Raw genomic sequence first — 20,703 nt, forward strand, 5'->3', positions numbered from 1 at the left:
GGTATCAACCCTGCACGAGTTCACGCAATTCGTCGATATTGAACGGCTTCGCCAGAATGGTCACGCCCGTGTGCCGCGCGCGCTCGAATTCATCGGCATAACCGGTCATCAGCACGATCCGCTGCGCGGGCCACGTGCCGCGCACTTTCTCCGCCAGGTCGATGCCGTTGAGCCGCCCGGGCATCTGTATATCCGATAACACCAGGTCGAAGCGTCCACCTTCGTTGAGGACGTCGAAGGCTTTGTCGGCGGTGAGTTCGTGGCGCACCTCGCAGCCGAACGTGGCGAGCACCGCCGCGACGCCTGCGGCGACTTCCTCGTTGTCCTCGACCAGCAGGACCGAACCCGGGCCTTGCGTTGTCTCGGGCTTCGGCAGCGCCGGGCCGCCAGCGTCCGTGTCAGGATCATCCGGCGGCACTTGCGGCGCAATGTGCCAGCGCGGCAAATAGAGCCGCACGGTCGTCCCGCGTCCGGGAACGCTGTCGAGCCGCGCCGTGCCGCCCGCCTGCTCGCACGCCGCCAGCACTTGAGCGAGCCCGAGGCCCGTCCCCGCACCGCTCAGCTTGGTCGTGAAAAGCGGTTCGAACGCGCGGCGGGCGGTGACATCGTTCATGCCCTCGCCGGTGTCGGTAAAGGCCAGCAGCGCATATTCGCCATCGGCCAAGACGTTATCGGCCGTGACCCGCACGTTCTGGCAGCGGATTGCGAAACGGCCGCCGTGCGGCATGGCATCGCGTGCGTTGACCGCAATATTGATGATCGCGAATTCGAGCTCCGTGGCGTCGGCGCGCACGCCCCACATGTCGGGCGAAACCTGCACCTTGACCTGAATCTTCTCGCCGACCGCCGTTTCGATCAGCCCGGCCGCAGCGGGCAGCCACGTGGTGAGATCGATGGCTTCCTGCTTGAGCGGCTGCTTGCGGGCAACGCTGAGCAAACGCCGGGCGAGCGCTTCGGCGCCCGCGGTCGCGCGTTCCACCGCCAGCACTTCCCGTTCAAGCCCGTTGAAGTTCTTGCGCCGCGCCAACTCCATATTCGCCGATACCACCATCAGCAGGTTATTGAAGTCGTGCGCCACGTTCGCGACCAGATTACCGAGCGCGCCCATGCGCCGCAGTTGCCGGCTCGACGCTTCCGCCGAAAGCCGCATGGCCACTTCCGCCTGCCAACGTTCCCATGCGGATTGCTGCGAGCGCAACTGGCGCAGCGAGAACAACACGAGCAACCAGACCGCGATGCACGGCACGGCCGTGATCACCGCGATCAGCGCGTAATGCCGGCGCCAGTTCGCAAAGATGACGGACGTCGGAAAACCGCTTGCCACGTATAGCGGATAGTCGCCTACTCGCCGGAAAGCCAGGATCCGTTCGACACCGTCCACGCTCGAATTCACCCGCACGCGCCCGAACAATTCATTGCTGCGCATGGCCGACGTGAACGCTGAGTTTCGAGCGTGGGACACGTTGGAAGGACCCGGCGGTTCGCGCACGAGAATGCCGCCGTCGCGCCGGTAAAGGCCCACGGTCACGCCCGGATCGCCGTTCGATAAATCGTTGTAGAAGCTTGAGAAATATTCGCGCTTCAGCGCAATCGATACCAATCCGAGGAAATGTCCGTCGCTCGCGCTGCGCCCGACGCTCGTCGTGAATACATCGCTCTGGGCGATCTTGCCCACGAGCGGAAGCGAAAAATACGGTTCAGGACGAATGGCGCGGCCATTAACGAAGTCATCGCGTGTACCAATGGAAATTGACGGTACCGGATAAAAGCGGTTGCTCGCCAGCATGTCGCCCGTAGCGCCGAAAACGGTGATTCCGGCGACGTGCGCGAAAGATTCGCCTATCTCGCTCAGGCGTTCGTGAATCGGCTTCTGGTTTGCATGGATGCGGGCGTCGTCACTGTTGCCGAGCATCTCCACGACGCGCATCGACATCTGGCGGTTCAGGTCGAGCACCTTGCTCGCATGTTCGTCGGCGACGCGTGCGATGCGGTCGGCGATATCGTCGGCATCTTCCATGCGGCGCTGGTAATCGTAATAACCGTAGCCGAGCAGAAACGCGACCGGAAACAGAATCGATGCCGCCAGCACCATCAGCAAGATTCGCCGCGTTCCGGCGAAATTGCGCAAGGGCAAGGGCAAGTCGAGTGCCGAGGAATCCGACGAATGCAAGGCGCGAAGTCTCCAAATCGGGTAACCCGGTCGTCCGGCGAGCAGGTCGCATGAGCGTATGACCCGGCATCGGGTTACGTCAATAGCGTCCTGAAGCCGGGCGACGGAAAAGCTGGATAACCAGCCGATCGCGCGCGGGGCAAGGCTCTTGCGTGCTTTGTATTATGTGCCGGAAATAACAGGGGCGTGCGTAGGCAAACACGTTCAGCGATACGGCGGGCAAAAAAAGAGCCGGCTACATCGATCGATGCAACCGGCCACCTTCATGCCTGAGCACCTGCTTACTGCGGTTTCGACATGGCGCCGCCATTAGGCGCCGCAACGTTGCCGTTGTTGTTCGTGCTGCTGCCGTCGGCCTTCATGTTCGGCGTGGTGCCCGTTCCCGTGCCCATGCCACCGCCGGTTGCGGTGCTGCCCGGCGCTGCGCCCATGCCGGCACCGTTCGCGCCGCCCGAATTCGCGCCGCCCATGCCGCCTCCGCCGCCGACACCCGCGCCATTACCGCCGGCTCCGCCTGCAGCGCCACCGCCGCCACCGGCGCCTGCACCACCGCCGCCGCCCGCCTGAGCGTACACGCCGCCCGACAGGCCAAGGACAAGCGCCGATACCAAAATTTTCTTGGATAAATGTTTCATTGCAGCCTCCTGGAAATTCCATTGATTGCGTTGCGAAGGACAATGTCGCAACGCCCGCCCTTCCTGTACTGCAAACGGCGTGCCGCTCAAGCACTTATTTGATGGGCGGTAAGCCTTGCCAGACAGGCATCCGGGCGATTACTGAGGGCGCGGCACTTGTGACCTTGCCCTGCGTGGACAAGGTATCGTCAAAGGGCTTTAGAGGCGCAAAACAAAAACCGGGCATCGCGCCCGGTCTTCAGTCCAACATTCCAATACCCCGTTATTACCAGCCTTGTTGTTGCTGGTAGTAACCGCGCTGGGGCGGCGGAGCGCATGGCACATAGGCACCGCGATAATTGTCGTAGCACGATCCTGGCGGCGGGCCTGGCTGGGCATAAACCGGTTGCGCATAAACCGGCTGATAAGCGGGTTGAGCGTAGACCGGCGGAGCATAAACAGGCGCTGCGTACACCGGCTGCGCCGTGACGGCAGACCCGACCAGCGCACCAATCACGGCGCCACCCAGCAACGCGCCGACTACGGCGCCGCCATTTCCGCCGTGATCGTGTGCGGACGCCTGACCCGCCATTGTGAGCGTACCGGCCATCAACAAGACTGCTGCAACGCGTTTCATTTGAGTTCTCCAGATCCCGTGGTCGGGACTATGGAAATGATCTTATGCGGGCAGCGAAGAAATAACTGATGCAGTTGGTAACGGATCATTTCAGCGGATACATATAGGAATGCCCCGCTTTGCAGTCTCGCTATACAGCCTTTTCACCCTTCAGTCGATGCACGCCTTAGCGCCCGCTCGACCGCGCCGGTCTCGCCCTGCGGGACGAAGATATAACCCTGGCCCCAGACGGTCTGCACGTAGCGCGGGTCGGAGGGATCGGCTTCAAGTAGGCGGCGCAAGCGCCAGATGGATACATCCAGGCTGCGGTCGCGATAAGTCCCGGCCTGTCCGCGCAGCTTTTCGTTCAACTGCGCGCGCGTGAGAACGACCATCTCGTTCTTGACGAAGATCTTGAGTGTTGCAAATTCGCCCGATCGCAGCGGCACGCGCTGGCCGTTGTGGCGCAGCTCGCGCGCAGCGAAATCCACTTCATACGGACCGAACCGGTACGGCGGCCGGTCTTCCGGCGCGCCCGGCGACGCTGCATCACGCCGCCTCAAGACTGTTCGGATGCGTGCGAGCAATTCGCGCGGATCGAAGGGTTTGGCCAGATAATCGTCTGCGCCCAGTTCCAGGCCGATCACGCGATCGATCACATCGGAACGCGCAGTCAGGAAGATGACGGGAATATCGTCGCCGGCTGCGCGCAATTCGCGCAACGCGCTGATGCCATCCTGCTCGGGCATCATGACGTCGAGCACGACGATGGACGGCCGTTCTGCGTCGAGACGGCGCTTGAGGCCCGTACCGTCATGCATTACCGATACCGCGAGGCCATGGCCTTGCAGGAATTCCCGCACGAGGTCGCGCACTACGGGGTCGTCGTCGACGAGAAGAACGTGTTGGGTCATGCAGCGATTCTAAGACGCGCAATATGACTTTCGCGACAGGGATTCCTTTCCGCGCCTTTCATCGGATTGCACGAGGAGCGATGGCTCGCGTGCCTCAGACGAAATCGGCGAGCCGCGCCGGCCAAGCCTCCGAGCCGGCAATGCGCGCAAAACGACGGTTTTCCGGGCGGCGTCGCGTAAGAATCCGTAACCATGCAAAGGTCACGGAAAAGCTGCATTCTTGTCCTGCACAGCTAAAATTTCCCGCATGACTACATCGGTATTGATCGTCGACGACGACCCGGCAGTGTGCGACCTGCTGAGCCGTTTCCTGATTACGCGCGGGCTGGAAGTCACTGTCCTGCACGACGGCACCGCCTTGCGCCGGAGGCTGGAAGTCGAACGGCCGTCCATTGTGGTCCTTGACATCATGATGCCCGGCGTCGACGGCCTCACCGCGTTGCGCCAGGTCCGCGCCGCCGGGGACGACATTCCAGTCATCTTCGTCACTGCACGCGACAGCGTGACGGAGAAGGTGGAAGGCCTGGAACTCGGTGCCGACGATTACCTGTCCAAACCCTTCGATCCGCGCGAGTTGCTTGCCCGTATAGATACGGTCTTGCGGCGGCGCGCGCCTGCGTCCTCGGCGCGTCCCGAAACCCGCGCCAGCGAGCGTTTCGGCCGCTTCGAGCTCGACTTCGTCACGCGCGCGCTGTTGAGCGGCACCGAGCGCATTGCGTTGCGCGACAGCGAATTTGCGTTGCTCAAGGTACTGGTCAAGCATCCGTACAAGGTGTTGTCGCGCGTGCTGATTCACGATCTCGTGCATCGTGACGATGCAACCTTCAACGACCGCAGCCTCGACGTTCCCATCTGGCGCTTGCGCAGGATCATCGAAGAAGATCCGGCGAGTCCGCGCCATGTCCAGACCGTGCGTGGCCAGGGCTACGTGTTCATCCCCGATCCCGATGGAGTCCGCGACCGCCCCGATCGTGCAGCGCCGGTATGAAGATCTTCGGCTTTTCCGCCCGAGGCTTTCCCGCCCGGGGCTTTTCCGCCCGGGGCTCCTCTGCCCGGAGCAACCCGTTCAACTCGCTGTTCGGGCGCATGGCGCTCATTTCACTGGTCGTGCTCTTTGCCGTGCAGGCCTGTTGGTTCGCGGTACTGACCGTGCAGCGTCCCCATCACGATGCCGAAGGTTACGCACGCGGCCTGACGCTCGTGCTGGCCGCCGCGAACGACGACGCGCGCCAGGGCGTGCGGATCGCGCCCGCGCTGAACGCGAAGCTCGTATTGGCCGCGAATCTTCCTGAAGGCGTCGCGTTGCGCGAACCGGATCATGGTCCGATCGTGCATTTGCTGCGCGAGTTGCGCAACCTGCTGCCGCGCGGCGCACAGATTGCCGTCGATGGCCCGAATCATTCGCCGCGTCTCTGGGTGCGTTATCCCGACAATCCCAACTGGATCGTGACGCCCGTGGACTTGCCGGCGGCGCCGCCGATTCTCATCGAATCCGTGGGGATGTTGCTGGCAGCCGTGATCCTTTCGCTGGTCGCCGCATGGCAATTGCAGCGGCCGTTGTCGCGTGTCGCGCAAAGCGCGCGGCAGTTCGGAACGGGCGAGCGGCCGGTGCCCGTTGAAGAACGCGGACCGCGCGAATTGCGCGACCTGATCCGCGCATTCAACCAGATGATGCGGCAGATCAACGACGCCGACGACGAAAAAGCCGTAATGCTGGCGGGCATCGCGCACGATCTGAAAGCGCCGCTCACACGCTTGAAACTGCGGGCGAGCGTGCTTGTCGACGACGACGCCGAGCGCGCGCATTTCATCCGCGATATCGATTCGCTGACGCGGATCGTGCAGCAGTTTCTGGAGTTCGCGGCAAGCACGCCGTCGGTGGGTCCGGCGGTCGGCGTGGACGGCTTCCTGGCGGAACAATTCGCGCAGGACGAGGCCGGCGAAGACGCATTGTTCCGGCTCGAGCTGCTGGCGGGAGACGGATTCAGGCTGCCGCGAACATCGCTTGACCGGTTGGTGACGAATCTCGTGGATAACGCGCTGGAACACGGCGCACCGCCCGTCGATATCAGCACATCCCGCCGCGGCAATGAATGGGTGATCACTGTACGCGACTACGGCGGCGGCATCCCGCCGGAGCGTCTGAGCGATGCCCGCAAACCCTTCGTGCGGCTTGATCCGGCGCGCGCCGGAGACGGCCATTGCGGACTCGGCCTGGCGATAGTCGGACGCCTCGCACGCGAACTCGGCGGCCGGTGCGAGATCAGCAACGCGCCGGAACACGGACTGATGGTGCGGATCGTGGTTCCGGTCGCGGCCGGCTATTCGGATGCAGGCGGCAGCGCGCCGACGCAAACCACGCGCACGCCGCAACCCGTCATGGCTCCTTGAACACGGCCTGTTCGAGTTGATCGAAGTTGAAGGGTTTGGCCAGCAATGTCGCATCGCTCAAGTCACTGCCGAGTTCCGATGCAATGCTCGCGCCATAACCCGATGCCAGCACCACTCGCACACGCGGCTGCAATCGCCTCGCAGCGCGCGCCAAGTCGAGGCCCGACATACCGGGCATACGGACATCGGTGAGTAGGACATCGAAAGTCTGATTGCCGATCAGATCGAGCGCAGCCCGAGCGCTGTCCACCGCGTGGACCTGCGCGTCGAGCAGTTCCAGCAACTCCCGCGTGGCTTCGCGGGTGTTGATATCGTCTTCCACGACCAGGACGCGTAACGCCTGCGGGCCGGCTGGTTCCTCAGGGTGCGCCTGACTGGGCGGCTGGCTTTGTTCCGTGCGCAGCATCGAACGCACCTTGCGTGCGAGCGCATCCCGCCTGTACGGCTTGCTGATCAGCGCCACGCCTGCGTCGAACCGGCCGCCGTGGACAATCGCATTTTCCGTGTAGCCGGAAGTGAACAAGACTTCCAGCGACGGCAGCATCTCGCGCGCACGACGCGCCATATCGACGCTGCGTAGCGGTCCGGGCATTACCACGTCGCTGAATAGCAGGTCGACGTGAACGCCGCTTTCGAGCACGTTCAGCGCGCTCTGGGCATCGGCGGATTTCAGGACGTTGTAGCCGAGTTCGGTCAAGGTGTCGACAACCGTTGCGCGCACGTTCGGATCGTCTTCCACGACCAGGATCGTTTCCGTGCCGCCCGTCACCGGTTCGTGCAAGGTCTCCACGCGGTGCGCTTCTTCTTCCATCGATCGAGGGAGGTAAAGCTTGACCGTAGTGCCCTCGCCCGGTTCGCTGTAAAGCTTGATGTGGCCGCCGGTCTGTTTCATGAAACCGTACGCCATGCTCAAACCCAGTCCCGTGCCGCGGCCTTCCGGCTTGGTCGTGTAGAAGGGCTCGAAGGCCCGCGCAATAACCTCGGGCGCCATGCCGGTACCCGTGTCGGAAACAGCGATCATCACGTACTGGCCGCTGCGCAGGTCGTCGTAATGGCGCGTGTACTCGTCATCGAGCATCGCGTTGCCGGCTTCTATGGTGAGGCGCCCGGCGCCGTCCATGGCATCGCGGGCGTTGATCGCCAGGTTGACGATCACGTTCTGCAGATGATTCGGATCGGCGAGCGTATTCCACAGGCCGCCCGACACCACCGTCTCCAGTTCGATGGTCTCGCCCAGCACGCGGCGCAACATGTCGTCCGAGTTGCGCAACAACCGCGCGACGTCCAGCGCCACCGGTTCGAGCGGCTGGCGCCGCGCGAACGCCAGCAGTTGCGAAGCGAGTTTCGCGCCGCGTTCGACCGCTTCGTGTGCGGCAGCAAGCCGCCGCGTCAAGGACTCGTGACCCTCGGCGTCCTGCGCAGCAAGCTGCAGATTGCCGCCAATGACTTGCAGCACGTTGTTGAAATCGTGCGCCACGCCGCCGGTCAGCTTGCCGACTGCGTCCATTTTCTGCGACTGGGCGAGCACCGCAGCGGTCTCGCGGCGTTCGGATTCGCTTACGCGCAGCGCGGCGGTGGCTTCATCGATACGCTGTTCCAGCGTCTCTTTGTGCAGCTCAAGCGCTTCGCTGAGACGTTTTTGCTCCTGCAGCGCCGTGTCGAGCGAACGCAGGTTGAGCACGCGCGCAGTGATATCGCGGGAAATCGATACAAGCCATTCCACGCCCGTCGGCCCGTTGACGGGCGAAACCGTCACCTCCCAGTACTTCGGCGTGCCTTTGGCCGTCGGACAAAGCGCTTCGAAGCGGGAATGCCGGCCCTGCAGCGCGTTACTGATGGCATCGCTTAGCAAGACGCGCGATTCTGCCGGCCACAAGGATACCCACGACTTGCCCTTGAACGGCGCGAAGTCATCGATTTCCATCAGGCAGATGCCGTTCGCGTTCATGAACTCGAGCGTGCCGTCGGGTTTCATGATCTTGATGCAATCAGTGCTGCCGTTCAGGACGCTCAGAAAAAATCGGTCGGAATTGGGCGCGGCGTCAAGGGCCGGACCGGTCGTCGCACCGAGTTCAGGCTCCGCCGGTTGAGGACCGAGAGGAAAACCGAACGGAACGTCGGCGCGTGCAGTGGGTTCGGGCGTCGGGAAGCATTGCGCACCCGTGTCGTCAAGACGTGCGATCGCGGCATCAGGGCTAACGGGGTCGGTCATGAATCAGGCACAGGCGAGGGGGAAACAGCGATGACAGCGCGAAGTAAAACTGATAAATACGCTGGGCATGAACGATATTTGCAAGCAAGCAACGCGCCAGTCGGCAAATCATCAGCGCTTTACGCGTTGAAGGTTGTGCAGTGGACGCTCCACTGCAAGGCAGTCGTCTGCGTTTCACATGCGGCGTGTAAAAAGCGTCACGATGGCCTGTAGTTCTTGCGCGATTTTTAGTAAAGAGAGGCCCTGCCATGACCGTGCTGCCGGCAAGTTCGAACTTTAGGATCTCACGCGTTTCCCTGATGGCGATTGACTCACCCGCGCCATCTCAGCACGACTTCGAACAATACGCTTCAATAAGCGTTGGCAAGCGCGCTTCTTGCTGACTCTGTTGCGCCCTGCGAGGCATTGCATCGCGGGGCCCGATCTCATGACCGGTGCGTTCGTAGATTGCCTGTCATGCACAACTGGCCGCGTCCACCGGGCGCGACATCTGGAGACACCCCATGCCTTTGGCAACGAATCACGCCGCTAATCAATCGCGTTTTCCCTCCGCGTTCGCCGCCGCCGTTCATGACGGCCTGACACATTCGCCGCAGAAAGAATTGCCATCGATGTATCTGTATGACGAAGTCGGCTCCGCGCTTTTCGAGGTCATCACCGCATTGCCCGAATACGGCGTCACGCGCGCCGAGGAGCGCGTGCTGCTGGCGCATTCGGCGGATATCGTCGCCGAATTGCCGCGCAACGTGACCGTCGCCGAGCTGGGTAGCGGCAGCGGACGCAAGACGCGACGCATTCTGGAAGCGTTATCGAAGAAGCGGCCCAACGGTGCAACCGAATACTGTCCGATTGAAATTTCGCCTGCCGCGTTGCAATTGTGCAAGCGTGAACTTGGGGATATCGAGCGTGTTTCGATCGTCGGATATGAGCGTGATTACCTTGCCGGGCTCGCCGAAGTCAGTGCCAACCGGCGCGAGGGCGAGGTATTACTTGTGCTATTCCTGGGGAGCACGATCGGCAATTTTTCGCGGCTTGCCGCGACGCGTTTCCTGAAATCGATACGTGGCATGCTCAAACCCGGCGATGCGTTGTTGCTTGGCATGGATCTGCTCAAGCCGCTGGATACGCTGATCGCCGCTTATGACGATCCAATTGGTGTAACGGCCGCGTTCAATCTGAATCTGCTTGCGCGGATCAATCGCGAACTGGACGCCGATATTCCCCTGGATGCGTTCAAACATCTCGCGCGCTTCAATCCCGATGCACGCAGCATCGAAATGCATTTGCGCGCAACGCGCCCGGTCAAGGCGACAATTCGCGCTGCTGATCTGACCGTGGAGTTCCGCGAAGGCGAAACGATCTGGACCGAGAGCAGCCACAAGTACAGCGCGGATGAAGTGGGGCCGCTGGCATCGGACGCGGGTTTCCGTTGCGCAAGGCAATGGACGGATGATGAATGGGGCTTTGCAGAGAGTTTGCTGGTCGCGGGGTGAGCATTGATCGCCTTTCCCGCGTGTGGCGTTATTCAGAACCCGCGCACTCCTCCGACTGAATCAGTTGGGTGCTGCGGGTTTCGTCAATGCGCATGTGAAGGACTGGGGCCGACGGCCGATGACGTTACCGGTATGCTCCCGCCGACAAGCGCTTGAACCTAGTGCTGCTCGAACCGCTCGAACCGCTTTTCGATATACCGCTCCTCGCTGGTCAGGTCCGTAACCCGCGCATGCGGCGGTCCGCGCCGCAACCATTCGAGCATTAGATCGACCTGATTTGCGGGCCCCTGAATCATCGCTTCAACGGACCCATCCTCGAGATTCGCCACCCACCCGCGGACGCCCAGCGAATGCGCGCGCCGCAATGTCGCGTGACGGAAACCGACGCCCTGCACCGCGCCCCGCACACGCACGTAATACGTTTCTATTCGAGTATCGAGATCCGGACTCGGCATGTTCGCTTCTCCTGATTATTGCGCCAACCAAGGCATAAACTTTCGGGCGGCCATGAACCGGCTCACGCCCATCAGGGAGCATTCTAGACAAGACCGGCAAAACGGACAGCGCACGCGTCCGCTTCATCGTCCCCAATCAGCCAAGCCGGAACGGCTGCGCGGTCTCTCCGGAATTGCTGCTCGCGCGCCGCGCCACCGCTTCGCGCGGCACGGTGACTTCGAACACCGTGCCATTCTCGGCATCGGAGCGCACTTCCACACGGCCGCCATGCATCTGCGCAATCTCGCGCGTGATGTACAGCCCGAGCCCCAGACCACCCGTTTCCTGCTGCGGCCTGCCCGACCGGTACGGCGCGAAAATCGTCGGCAGGACATCCACGGGAATCTCGCCGGCGTTCTGCACCGTGATCGTCACTTCGTCTGCGGTCTCACCGTTTAGGCGCACGTGGATTGGCGAACTCTCGCGTCCATGCGTCAACGCATTGCCGATCAAGTTCGAAAACACCTGCGACAACAAATCGCCATCGCCCTGCAGCAACGTATCGCCGTCGCGGAAAATGAAGATGCGCCCCTTGCCCACGCGCGCTTCGTATTCCTCGACGATATTCTTCGCCAGCGTCAGCAATTCCACTGCCCGCGGCTGCAGCGTCACGCGTCCGCCGCGCAGCCGTGCGAGGTTGAGCAGCTGATCGACCATGCGCACCATCCGCATGCCGCTGCTCTTGATACGCGTGCCGATATTCGCGACGTTTTCATCGGGGACGAAACGCGCCAGATATTCCGCCGATGCAATCACCGCCGACAACGGCGTGCGCAGGTCGTGGCCGAGCACGGCCATGAGCATTTCGTTGGCATCGAGGAGATGCTGGACGGTTGCAAGCTGCGTGGCCAGTTGCTGCTTCTGCTTCTCGATCTGGATGAACACATCCACCTTCGAGTTGAGAATGCGCGAATCGTACGGCTTGTAGAGGAAGTCAACCGCGCCGGCTTCGTAGCCACGGAACGTGCGCCCGGTGTCCTGTGCGGTCGCGGTCAGGAAGATGATCGGCACGTGCGCCGTGCGCGGACTGCCGCGCATCAGTTCCGCAAGCTCGAAACCGTCCATGCCGGGCATGTTGACATCGAGAATGGCGAGCGCGACTTCATGCTTGAGCAGCAATTCGAGCGCGGCGGGACCCGATCCGGCGGCCAGCACGGAAATGTCGGGCCGCGCGAGCGAGGCTTCGAGCGCGGTGATGTTGTTCTGCACATCGTCAACGATCAGAACGTAAATCGGTTGCCTGTTGAGTTCCATTAGCGGAGTTCCATTAAGGGTGTCAGCTCCAAGTCAACCTGGGTCACGTCGCAGATCCTTGTCCGATGCCGCGCAAGCGTGCGGCCATCGCGTCGATTGTAAGAACATCATGTACTCCGCCGCGCGCAATCGCGCCCAGCGGCATTGCGGTGGACGACGCAGTCTGCGGGTCCTGCACCCAGCAGCGGCCACCGGCGTTCCTGATCGCAGCGAGGCCGCGCGCGCCATCGTCGTTCGCGCCCGACAACACAATGCCAAGCAATGCATCGCCAAAACAGAGCGCCGCCGATTCGAACAGCACATCCACCGATGGCCGCGAAAACCGCACCGGCGGATCGACCGATAACGAGATCGTGCCATCGGGCTCGACCAGCATGTGATAACCCGGCGGCGCGAGATAAATCGTGCCGCCGGTGATGGTGGCTTTATCGTCGGGTTCCACCACCGGCAAGCGGCAACGCGCGGCAAACAGCTCGGGCAACAGGCTCGGCGAGTCGGCGCGCACATGAACCACGACCAGCACTGCGGGGCGAAACCCCGCCGGCAATGCGGGCAGTAACTGATTCAACGCCTCCACGCCGCCGGCAGACGCTCCTATGACAATGGCGTCGATCCCGGCCAGCGGGCTGAACGATTCTTCCAGCGCTTTCATCGTTTAAACCTTTTGATACAGGCGCTCGCGCGCATCGAAGTCGGTAAAGCTGTCCGCGTGTTTCGAAAAGCGGATGCTTTCCTTGCTGCCCAAGCCTAAAAACCCCCGCCGCACGAGCGAATCGCTGAAGAGACCCAGCGCGCGATCCTGCAACGCGCGATCGAAATAGATCAGCACGTTGCGGCATGACACCAGATGCGCTTCCAGGAACACGCTGTCGGTGGCAAGGCTGTGATCGGCGAAAACCACGCGCGACTTGAGCGTCTGCGAAAACTTCGCCGCGCCGTAAGCCGCATGGTAGTAGTCCGAAAGCGAACGCTTGCCGCCGGCCGCCAGGTAATTCTGGCTGAAACTCGCCAGCCGATCCAGCGGATAGATGCCGCTTTCGGCCTGCCGGAGCGCGCCGGCGTTGATATCGGTAGCGTACAAAACCGTACGGTCCGCGATGTTTTCTTCTGCGAACAAAATCGCGAGCGACCAGAGTTCCTCGCCGGTGCTGCAACCCGCAACCCAGACCTTGATCGATGGATACGTCTGCAGGATCGGCACGACCTGTTCGCGAATGGCGCGGAAATACGTCGGGTCGCGAAACATTTCGCTGACTTGTACCGTGAGGTACTGGAACAGGCGCGAGAACAGGGTGGCATCGCGAAGAATGCGTTCCTGCAATTGCGAGAGCGTCGGATAGCCCAGATCGATCAACGCCTGCCCCAGCCGCCGCCGCAACGAACTCACGGAGTAATGCCGGAAGTCATGCTGGTACTTTAAATAGACGGCTTCGAGCAGCAGCTTCAACTCGATGTCGAAGATAGCTTCGTCCGGATCTTTCGAAGTTCGATTTGGCATGGCGACCCTCTACCGTTGCCGCAGCCAGACGCGACATAGCGAGACCAGCTTGTCAACGTCGATGGGCTTCGAAATGTAATCGTCCGCGCCGGCTTCCAGGCACTTCTGGCGGTCGCTCGCCATCGCCTTCGCCGTCAGCGCGATGATCGGCAGGCGCGCGTGTTCCGGGTCCTTGCGGATCTCGGTCATGGCGGTGAAGCCGTCCATCTCCGGCATCATGATGTCCATCAGCACCAGATCGATATCCGGATGACGCGCCAGCGCGTCCAGCGCCTCGCGGCCATTGCGCGCAATTTCAAGCTTGGCGCCGAGCGGCTCGATCACGTGCGACAACGCGAAGATATTGCGGACATCGTCTTCGGCGAGAAGGATCGTGCGGCCTTCGAACACGTCGTCGCGCTGGCGCGCTGCGCGCAGCATGCGCTGCTGCTCGGGCGGCAATGCGCTTTCCACGCTGTGCAGGAACAGCGTGACTTCATCGACCAGGCGTTCCGGCGACTTCGCGCCCTTGATGATGATCGACTTGGAATAGCGGCGCAGACGCTGCTCTTCGTCGGGCGACAACACGCGCCCCGTGTACACGATCACCGGCGGCGATGCATGTTCCTGCGACGTCGATACCCGTTCCAGCAAGTCGTAGCCGGAGCCATCGGGCAGCGCCAGATCCATCACGATGCAATCAAACGTGCCGCGATTGATCTCGTCCATGGCTTCGGCAATCGTTCCCGCTTCGACGATCTCCACGGTCGTGCTTTGCAGCAGTGCGTGGATGCTCTGGCGCAGCGCGGGATCGTCCTCGACCACGAGCACGCGCCGCGTGCCCTGTGCGGACCGCGCTTCGAGCTTGCGGATCGCGCCCGCGAGCGTGTCGCGGGCGCTCGGTTTCAGCGTGTAGCCGATTGCGCCGAGATGCAGCGCGATATCGGCATGATCCGTCGATGAAACCACGTGTATGGGGATATGGCGTGTCAGCGGGTCGTGCTTGAGCCATTCGAGCACGGTCAGGCCCGATTGATCTGGCAGGCCGACATCGAGCAGAATGCCGTTCGGCTGCAACTCGCGGGCGAGTTCCACGCCATGCGTTGCAGTCGTCGCGTGGACGAAGTCGAATTCGAGTTCATGCGCGAGGTCGTGCAGGATTTGCGCGAAACGCAAATCGTCTTCGATCGCGAGGATCACGCGGTCCGGACGCTTGCGGTTGGCGCGGTCATCGGCGATGGGTTGCGGAACATGATGGCTCGCAACCGACGCGCGCCACGACGAAGGCTCGGAGATATTCGATGCCGCCTGCACCGTCAGATGCGCCGGCGCGTGGCTTTGCACGGGCGCTTCCTGATGCTGCGGTTCGGCGAAAGCCTCGGAAGTTTCCACCGGTTCGCCCATGTGCCCGATCACATCCAGCTTTGCAGTAACCGTACCCTCACGCACGCTCAACGGCAGCGTGACCGAAAAGACGCTGCCCTTGCCCGGCTCGCTCGAAACGCTCACCGAGCCGCCCAGCAAACGCGAGAATTCCCTCGAGATCGACAAGCCCAGCCCGCTGCCGCCGTATTTGCGGCTGGTCGTGCCATCGGCTTGCTGGAACGCCTGGAAGATCAGGTCCTGCTTGTCGCGTGCAATGCCAATGCCGGTATCGCGGACATCGAAGCGCAAGGCGTCATCGTCGTCCTCGGCCTTATGCACCGACACCGTCACCTGCCCGCGCTCCGTGAACTTGAAGGCGTTCGAAAGCAGATTGCGCAGCACCTGCTGCAGGCGCTGATTGTCCGTGACGAAATATTCCGGCACGCCTTCGGCGCGCTCCGTCACGAGCTTCAGCCCCTTCAAATCCGCGATCGGCGCGAACGACTGGCGCAGCGATTGCAGCATTCCGTCAATGGCAACCGGCGCAAACTGCACGTCCATCTGCCCCGCTTCCACCTTCGACAAATCCAGGATGTCGTTGATCAGTGACAGCAGATCGCTGTTCGATGAATGAATGGTCGCGGCGTAGCGCACTTGTTCGTCGCTGAGATTGCCGTGCTTGTTGTCCTGAAGGAGCTTCGCGAGGATCAGCGAGCTGTTGAGCGGCGTGCGCAACTCGTGCGACATGTTGGCGAGGAACTCGGACTTGTACTGGCTCGCGCGCTCGAGCGCCAGCGCGTTCGCCTCCAGTTCCTTTTGCGCACGCACGAGTTCCGTTTTCTGCCGCTCGAGACTGTGCGTGTGCTCTTCCAGCCGCACGTTGGTCTGTTCGAGATCCGCCTGCTGCGTTTCGAGCCGCGCCTGCGTTTCCATCAGCGCGCGGCCGCGCTCCTCGAGCTCTTCGTTCGATACCCGCAGCTCTTCCTGCTGTACCTGCAGTTCCTCGCTCTGGCGCTGCGTTTCTTCGAGCAGCTCGACCATGCGCGTGCGGTACTCCGCCGAGCGCAGCGCCATGCCCATCGCTTCGGACGCGTTGTCGAGCAGTTCACGCGTGTCGCTGAAGGCGTTTTCGTCGCCAATGAAACCCAGTTCCAGCACACCGGTCACGTCGCCGTCGGCCATCATGGGTGCAACGACGCTGTGGCTCGCCGCCGCCGATCCGAGCGCTGAACCGATCTTCAGGAATTCCGCCGATGCTCCCGTGACGACGAGGGCCTTTTTCTCATCGAGCACTTGCCCGACGAGTCCCTGTCCTCGTGTGATCCGTTGCGGCACGGCGCTGTCGGCAGGCAGCGCCCACGCCGCGATGCGCTCTAGCACGTCGCCTTTGCGCGCGTACAGCACGCCGACGCGCGCCCCAACGTACGGCACCAGCGAACGAAGGATGCCTTCGCCAATCGCAGCAGGGGTGAGTTCACCGCGAATTTGCAGTCCGACCTCGACTTCGCCCTGCTTGAGCCAGGCGCTGCGTTGCAGGTTCAGCCGCGATTTGATATAGAGATGCCCCACGCCGGCCAGCACGAACATCACGATCACGCCGATCACCCGGTTGATCTGCAGCACGAACGTGGTGACAACGGCGTCGCCGGTTGTGAGGTAAAAACCCAGCACCGTCAGCACGGACGCTGCGCCGGCAGTCATGAACGGCACGTTCGGCCGGTCGACCCACATGCACAGCGCGACCGGCAGCATGTAGAACACCCAGATGGCGATTCTCAGCGGCGTGAGCCAGTCGATGGCGAACACGATCATCAGCATCAAGACGATCGCAAAGTAAAGCCACACGGAGCGGTTTCTGCTGTCTATATGCATTGGCGAGTGAATATTGTTGAGATTTTGTCAGGCGCCGAACAGGCAGCACCGGACCATAGCACGACCCGCCAGCCCTTGTCACATATGGGCCTACGGCCGATTACGACGCTTCGGAAGACGGGCAACTGTTACCTTTCAATACCAATCAGAGGAAAAAATGACTGACGCTGTACATGGTCGCAGTGGGCGCGTGCTGGTTACCGGTGCGTCCGGATTCGTAGGCTCGGCGGTTGCGCGACTGGCGCGGGAACGCGGCCTCGATGTCCGCGTTGTCATACGCAAGACCAGTTCCCGGCAGAACCTGGAAGGTCTCGATGCCGAAGTCGTGTATGGCGACATGCGCGATGAAGCGTCCATGCGCGCCGCCATGAAAGGCGTGCGGTATCTGATGCACGTGGCGGCGGACTACCGGATCTGGGCGCGCGACCCGAGCGAGATCGAGCGCGCGAACCTCGACGGCACCGAAGCCACCATGCGTGCGGCGCTCGCCGAAGGCATCGAACGGATTGTCTACACGAGCAGCGTCGCGACGCTGAAGGTGAACCCGTCGGGTGATATCGCCGATGAAACCAAACCCGCGCAAGCGCATCAGACCATCGGTGCGTACAAGCGCAGCAAGGTGCTGGCGGAGCGCGCCGTCGAGCGCATGGTCGCGAACGACGGCTTGCCGGCCGTGATCGTGAATCCGTCCACCCCGATCGGCCCGCGCGACGTGAAGCCGACGCCGACCGGGCGGATCATCGTGGAGGCGGCGACCGGCAAGATCCCCGCTTTCGTCGATACCGGCCTGAACCTCGTGCATGTGGACGACGTCGCGAACGGTCACTTTCTCGCGCTCGAACGCGGCGTGATCGGCGAGCGCTACATCCTGGGCGGCGAGAATTTGTCGCTGCAACAAATGCTCGCCGATATCGCCGGGCTGGCCGGCCGCAAGCCACCGACCATCAAGTTGCCGCGTGGCCCGCTGTATCCGCTCGCGGCCGGCGCTGAACTCTTCGCCAAGTTCAGCGGCAAGGAGCCGTTCGTCACGATCGATGGATTGCGGATGTCGAAAAACAAGATGTACTTCACGTCGGCAAAAGCGGAACGCGAGCTTGGCTACCGCGCGCGACCCTATGGCGAAGGCCTGAGTCACGCGCTCGACTGGTTTCGTGAAAACGGTTATCTGAACCGCTGATCTGCAGGCGCGCTCAGTGTTTAACGCGCGCCAACACGCATTTTGTTACAACACGTGGCACGACGCAGAGTACGCAGCAGTTAAAATCGCAGGTTCGATGCAAGGCAAGAAAAGGCATACACCGCATGAACTTAACCGACCAGCTCGGCGCGCTGGAATCAAGCCTCGATGAGCTGATTCTGGCCGCTGCCTCCACCCCCGCTGCTGATTCTCCTGTAGCTAGTTCACCCGCAGCCGATGTCGCCGCGACCACCGCGCCCGATCCGGCGCCCACGGCCGATGAAAAACCCACGCTGAATGTCTCGCGTCCCGAGAAAAACGTGATCGAGATGACCATCGGCGGAAAGACCGTGGCGTTGAGTCCCGAAGGCGTGTCGCAATTGATCGAGGAATTGTCGAACGCGCGTGCCTCGATGACCGTCGACCAGCCGAACGGCTTGCCCCCCGGCTGGCGGTATGTCGCGACGAAAAATCCCGTGATGGCGACACAGCGATATCCGAATGGTGACCGCTTGCTGGTGTTGCGCCACACGGGCCACGGCTGGGTGCCGTTCTCGTTTTCGCCGGATATGGTGATCGAGCTGTACGCAATGCTGACGCAACGGTGATGGAAGCAGGCCGTGGTTTTCAGCAACCGTGCCCGCGCAAATCAATGCATCACGGCGCCTGAACCCGCGCCTTCCACTGGCCGCCTTTTCCGCTCCAGAACCTCACTGCCGATCCCACCGTTGCGCTGACATAGAACAGCGCGACGAGCGGCAGCAGCGGCGCCCAGAAAATCGAGCGGCGGTAATACCGCAGCATTGGCGCGTAGGCGCAGCACATGGCGATCCATGCAAGCCACGCCGGCCATCCCTTCGCGCCCATGGATAGCGCAATGACCGGCGGCGCGAGATAGATCACACACATGCCGATCAGCGTGCCCGCCAGCAACAGCGAGGAATAGCGAAGTTGCGTGAAGGCCGTGCGCGCAATCATGTTCCAGACTTCGCGCCAGTCGTCATAGGGACGCAGCGACTCGCTGTCGGCAGCGAGATCCAGACGGATTGGACGCGCCGCATTCACGCCATTGCGAAACTTGATGCGCGAAGCCAGGCTGCAGTCATCGATAAGCTCACCGCGTATCGATTCGATACCCCCCGCCTCCACCAGCGCCGCACGCCTGACCATCATGCAGCCGCCCGCCGCGCCCGCCGTGCGGCTTTGCACGTCGTTGACCCATGAGAACGGATACAGCTTCGCGAAGAAAAATACGAACGCCGGGATCAACGCTTTTTCCCACGTCGAATCGCAGCGCAGACGCACCATCAGCGAGACAAGATCGCGATCCTCCAGAATCGCCCGTGCGACGAGCTGCGACGCGGCATTGGCGGGATGCTGGATATCGGCATCGGTCAGCAACAGGTAATCGGCCGGCAAGCCGAGCTTGTCGATCGCCCCGATTCCCTGCGACTGTGCCCACACCTTGCCCGACCAGCCCGCCGGCAAAGGTGCGGCCGTCAGCACCGTCAGGCGGTCTTCAAGCCCCAGGTCGCGGGCGGCGGCTTGCGCGGCGTCGGCGGTGCCGTCGGTGCTGTGGTCATCGACAACGATCAGATGAAACGATCCTGCGTAATCCTGCGCGAGCAAAGACGCGACCGCTCGGCCGATGACATCGACTTCGTTGCGCGCCGGCACGACCGCGACCACCGCGGGCCAGGCGCCGCGCCGTGCAATTTCGGCCTGTCCGACCGCGTGAACGGTGCTTTCGCTGAGTCGCTCGACAGCTTGCGCACGCCAGAACCCGCCGCGGGCGAACAGCAGGACCATCCAGATGAGAAGGGACAACCAGGCAATCAGGAGCATCGTCAGTTCGGTTCTACAGTTTCGTTGCTAGTTAAACAAACGCAATACCGCCGGGGTTTCGGCGGAACGCTTGGCGGAGCGCAACTTTACGCCCAAACGCTCGAGTAGGCAGGACGAAAGGCTCGCCGACAGGGCACGGCGGGAGGTGTCGCCAGATTGCCGAGGCCCAGTGTCGAGCATGTATCGTGGCAGCGCTTCGTGTCGATATGCCATTCGGCCGACGTAGCAATTCGAGGCACGCACGTCGGTTATATCCGCCAACGAAGCGAACCGCGTGCTGTCCGACGTGGCCAAGAGTGTCAATTTTGTTGGCTAAGCGCAACGACCAACAACCGATAAACCAGACGTCGAAAGTCAAAAGTGCGAATGAAATTCGGCCACTTACGTGCGCGGATACGCGGCTAGCCGTAATAGTCAGGTCGGAACGGACACCGCTGCAACGCCCTCGCACCGCACCATACGGCCCTTTCACGCTGAATTTGCCGCGATCGAAGCGTGATTGAGCGGCATTCGCGCGCTGGCAGCATTCGCCCTGTCCATGAAGACATGCCGAGCACGAGCTTACGGCATCGCCGCCCGGGAAATAATTCGACCCTGCTACATGAAGTGGAACGACCCCGTAACAAGCATCCAAAAAGCGAACGCGTTAGAATACGCGGTCAAGTTCGGCCTTAAAGTTGAAACGAATGATCTGTTTTCAGGCATTTGTTTCGTGAAGCTTTTCGGCGAAGCTTTAATTTTGCTTACAATAAATTGACCGGATTTGATCGAAGCTTATAGCCGGTTCCATTCGAAACCCGCGTCAGTC

The 20,703-nt window shown here is 62.0% G+C and carries 17 protein-coding genes; 6 read left to right on the forward strand and 11 right to left on the reverse strand.

What is annotated here, in order from left to right; genetic code table 11:
- Window positions 1–4 precede the first annotated feature (4 nt).
- From AXG89_RS19255 to AXG89_RS19270, 4 genes are all read right to left on the reverse strand, one after another.
- Window positions 5–2,170 carry a hybrid sensor histidine kinase/response regulator gene (locus tag AXG89_RS19255; RefSeq protein ID WP_062171685.1) on the reverse strand — a complete coding sequence of 722 codons (2,166 nt, stop codon included), beginning with the start codon at window positions 2,168–2,170 and terminating at the stop codon, window positions 5–7.
- A gap of 281 nt (window positions 2,171–2,451) precedes the next feature.
- A complete protein-coding gene (locus AXG89_RS42770; RefSeq protein WP_062171687.1) occupies window positions 2,452–2,805 on the reverse strand; it encodes a hypothetical protein in 354 nt (117 codons plus the stop codon).
- A 265-nt stretch (window positions 2,806–3,070) separates the two neighbouring features.
- Window positions 3,071–3,421 carry a hypothetical protein gene (locus AXG89_RS19265; RefSeq protein WP_062003447.1) on the reverse strand — a complete coding sequence of 117 codons (351 nt, stop codon included), beginning with the start codon at window positions 3,419–3,421 and terminating at the stop codon, window positions 3,071–3,073.
- 143 nt (window positions 3,422–3,564) lie between these two features.
- Window positions 3,565–4,314 (reverse strand): response regulator, encoded by a 750-nt coding sequence (locus tag AXG89_RS19270; protein ID WP_062171690.1) that lies wholly within the window; start codon window positions 4,312–4,314, stop codon window positions 3,565–3,567.
- Between the two features lie 247 nt (window positions 4,315–4,561).
- On the opposite strand from AXG89_RS19270, the gene AXG89_RS19275 reads away from it, so the two are divergent.
- Together AXG89_RS19275 and AXG89_RS19280 are read left to right on the forward strand one after the other, a co-directional pair.
- A complete protein-coding gene (locus tag AXG89_RS19275; protein ID WP_062003449.1) occupies window positions 4,562–5,302 on the forward strand; it encodes a response regulator in 741 nt (246 codons plus the stop codon).
- 98 nt (window positions 5,303–5,400) lie between these two features.
- Complete coding sequence (locus AXG89_RS19280; protein ID WP_075358210.1) at window positions 5,401–6,705, forward strand: ATP-binding protein; 1,305 nt, start codon at window positions 5,401–5,403, stop codon at window positions 6,703–6,705.
- On the opposite strand, the gene AXG89_RS19285 is transcribed toward AXG89_RS19280, so the two are convergent.
- Entirely contained in the window at window positions 6,692–8,917 is a 2,226-nt protein-coding gene (locus AXG89_RS19285) for a hybrid sensor histidine kinase/response regulator (RefSeq protein WP_062171692.1), read from the reverse strand. The two genes, AXG89_RS19280 and AXG89_RS19285, sit on opposite strands and share 14 nt — an antisense overlap.
- Window positions 8,918–9,420: 503 nt before the next feature.
- Here AXG89_RS19285 and egtD point away from each other — a divergent pair.
- The gene (gene egtD / locus AXG89_RS19290) at window positions 9,421–10,410 is read left to right on the forward strand and encodes an L-histidine N(alpha)-methyltransferase (protein WP_062171695.1); all 990 of its coding nucleotides are present in this window, start codon (window positions 9,421–9,423) and stop codon (window positions 10,408–10,410) included.
- Between the two features lie 158 nt (window positions 10,411–10,568).
- Here the strand turns inward: egtD and AXG89_RS19295 are convergent, their stop codons facing one another.
- The 5 genes from AXG89_RS19295 to AXG89_RS19315 all read right to left on the reverse strand — a co-directional run bounded on the left by AXG89_RS19295 (window position 10,569) and on the right by AXG89_RS19315 (window position 16,813).
- On the reverse strand, window positions 10,569–10,865 hold the full coding sequence (locus AXG89_RS19295; protein ID WP_062171697.1) for an acylphosphatase: 297 nt from the start codon (window positions 10,863–10,865) through the stop codon (window positions 10,569–10,571).
- A 136-nt stretch (window positions 10,866–11,001) separates the two neighbouring features.
- The gene (locus AXG89_RS19300) at window positions 11,002–12,159 is read right to left on the reverse strand and encodes a hybrid sensor histidine kinase/response regulator (RefSeq protein ID WP_062171706.1); all 1,158 of its coding nucleotides are present in this window, start codon (window positions 12,157–12,159) and stop codon (window positions 11,002–11,004) included.
- A gap of 43 nt (window positions 12,160–12,202) precedes the next feature.
- Window positions 12,203–12,811, reverse strand: coding sequence for a chemotaxis protein CheB (locus tag AXG89_RS19305; protein ID WP_062171709.1), 609 nt, complete (start codon window positions 12,809–12,811; stop codon window positions 12,203–12,205).
- A 3-nt stretch (window positions 12,812–12,814) separates the two neighbouring features.
- Complete coding sequence (locus tag AXG89_RS19310) at window positions 12,815–13,657, reverse strand: CheR family methyltransferase (RefSeq protein WP_062171713.1); 843 nt, start codon at window positions 13,655–13,657, stop codon at window positions 12,815–12,817.
- Between the two features lie 9 nt (window positions 13,658–13,666).
- Entirely contained in the window at window positions 13,667–16,813 is a 3,147-nt protein-coding gene (locus tag AXG89_RS19315; RefSeq protein ID WP_062172597.1) for a response regulator, read from the reverse strand.
- A gap of 217 nt (window positions 16,814–17,030) precedes the next feature.
- On the opposite strand from AXG89_RS19315, the gene hpnA reads away from it, so the two are divergent.
- Both hpnA and AXG89_RS19325 read left to right on the forward strand, forming a co-directional pair.
- A complete protein-coding gene (hpnA, locus tag AXG89_RS19320; RefSeq protein ID WP_062171716.1) occupies window positions 17,031–18,050 on the forward strand; it encodes a hopanoid-associated sugar epimerase in 1,020 nt (339 codons plus the stop codon).
- A gap of 125 nt (window positions 18,051–18,175) precedes the next feature.
- On the forward strand, window positions 18,176–18,658 hold the full coding sequence (locus AXG89_RS19325; protein ID WP_062171718.1) for a hypothetical protein: 483 nt from the start codon (window positions 18,176–18,178) through the stop codon (window positions 18,656–18,658).
- 49 nt (window positions 18,659–18,707) lie between these two features.
- Here the strand turns inward: AXG89_RS19325 and AXG89_RS19330 are convergent, their stop codons facing one another.
- Entirely contained in the window at window positions 18,708–19,895 is a 1,188-nt protein-coding gene (locus AXG89_RS19330) for a glycosyltransferase (protein WP_062171721.1), read from the reverse strand.
- Window positions 19,896–20,394: 499 nt separating this feature from the next.
- Between AXG89_RS19330 and AXG89_RS19335 the strand changes: the two genes are divergently transcribed.
- Window positions 20,395–20,652 carry a hypothetical protein gene (locus AXG89_RS19335; protein WP_062171723.1) on the forward strand — a complete coding sequence of 86 codons (258 nt, stop codon included), beginning with the start codon at window positions 20,395–20,397 and terminating at the stop codon, window positions 20,650–20,652.
- Window positions 20,653–20,703: the final 51 nt, after the last annotated feature.

The sequence above is a fragment of the Burkholderia sp. PAMC 26561 genome (assembly GCF_001557535.2).
In the GTDB taxonomy this organism is placed as follows: domain Bacteria; phylum Pseudomonadota; class Gammaproteobacteria; order Burkholderiales; family Burkholderiaceae; genus Caballeronia.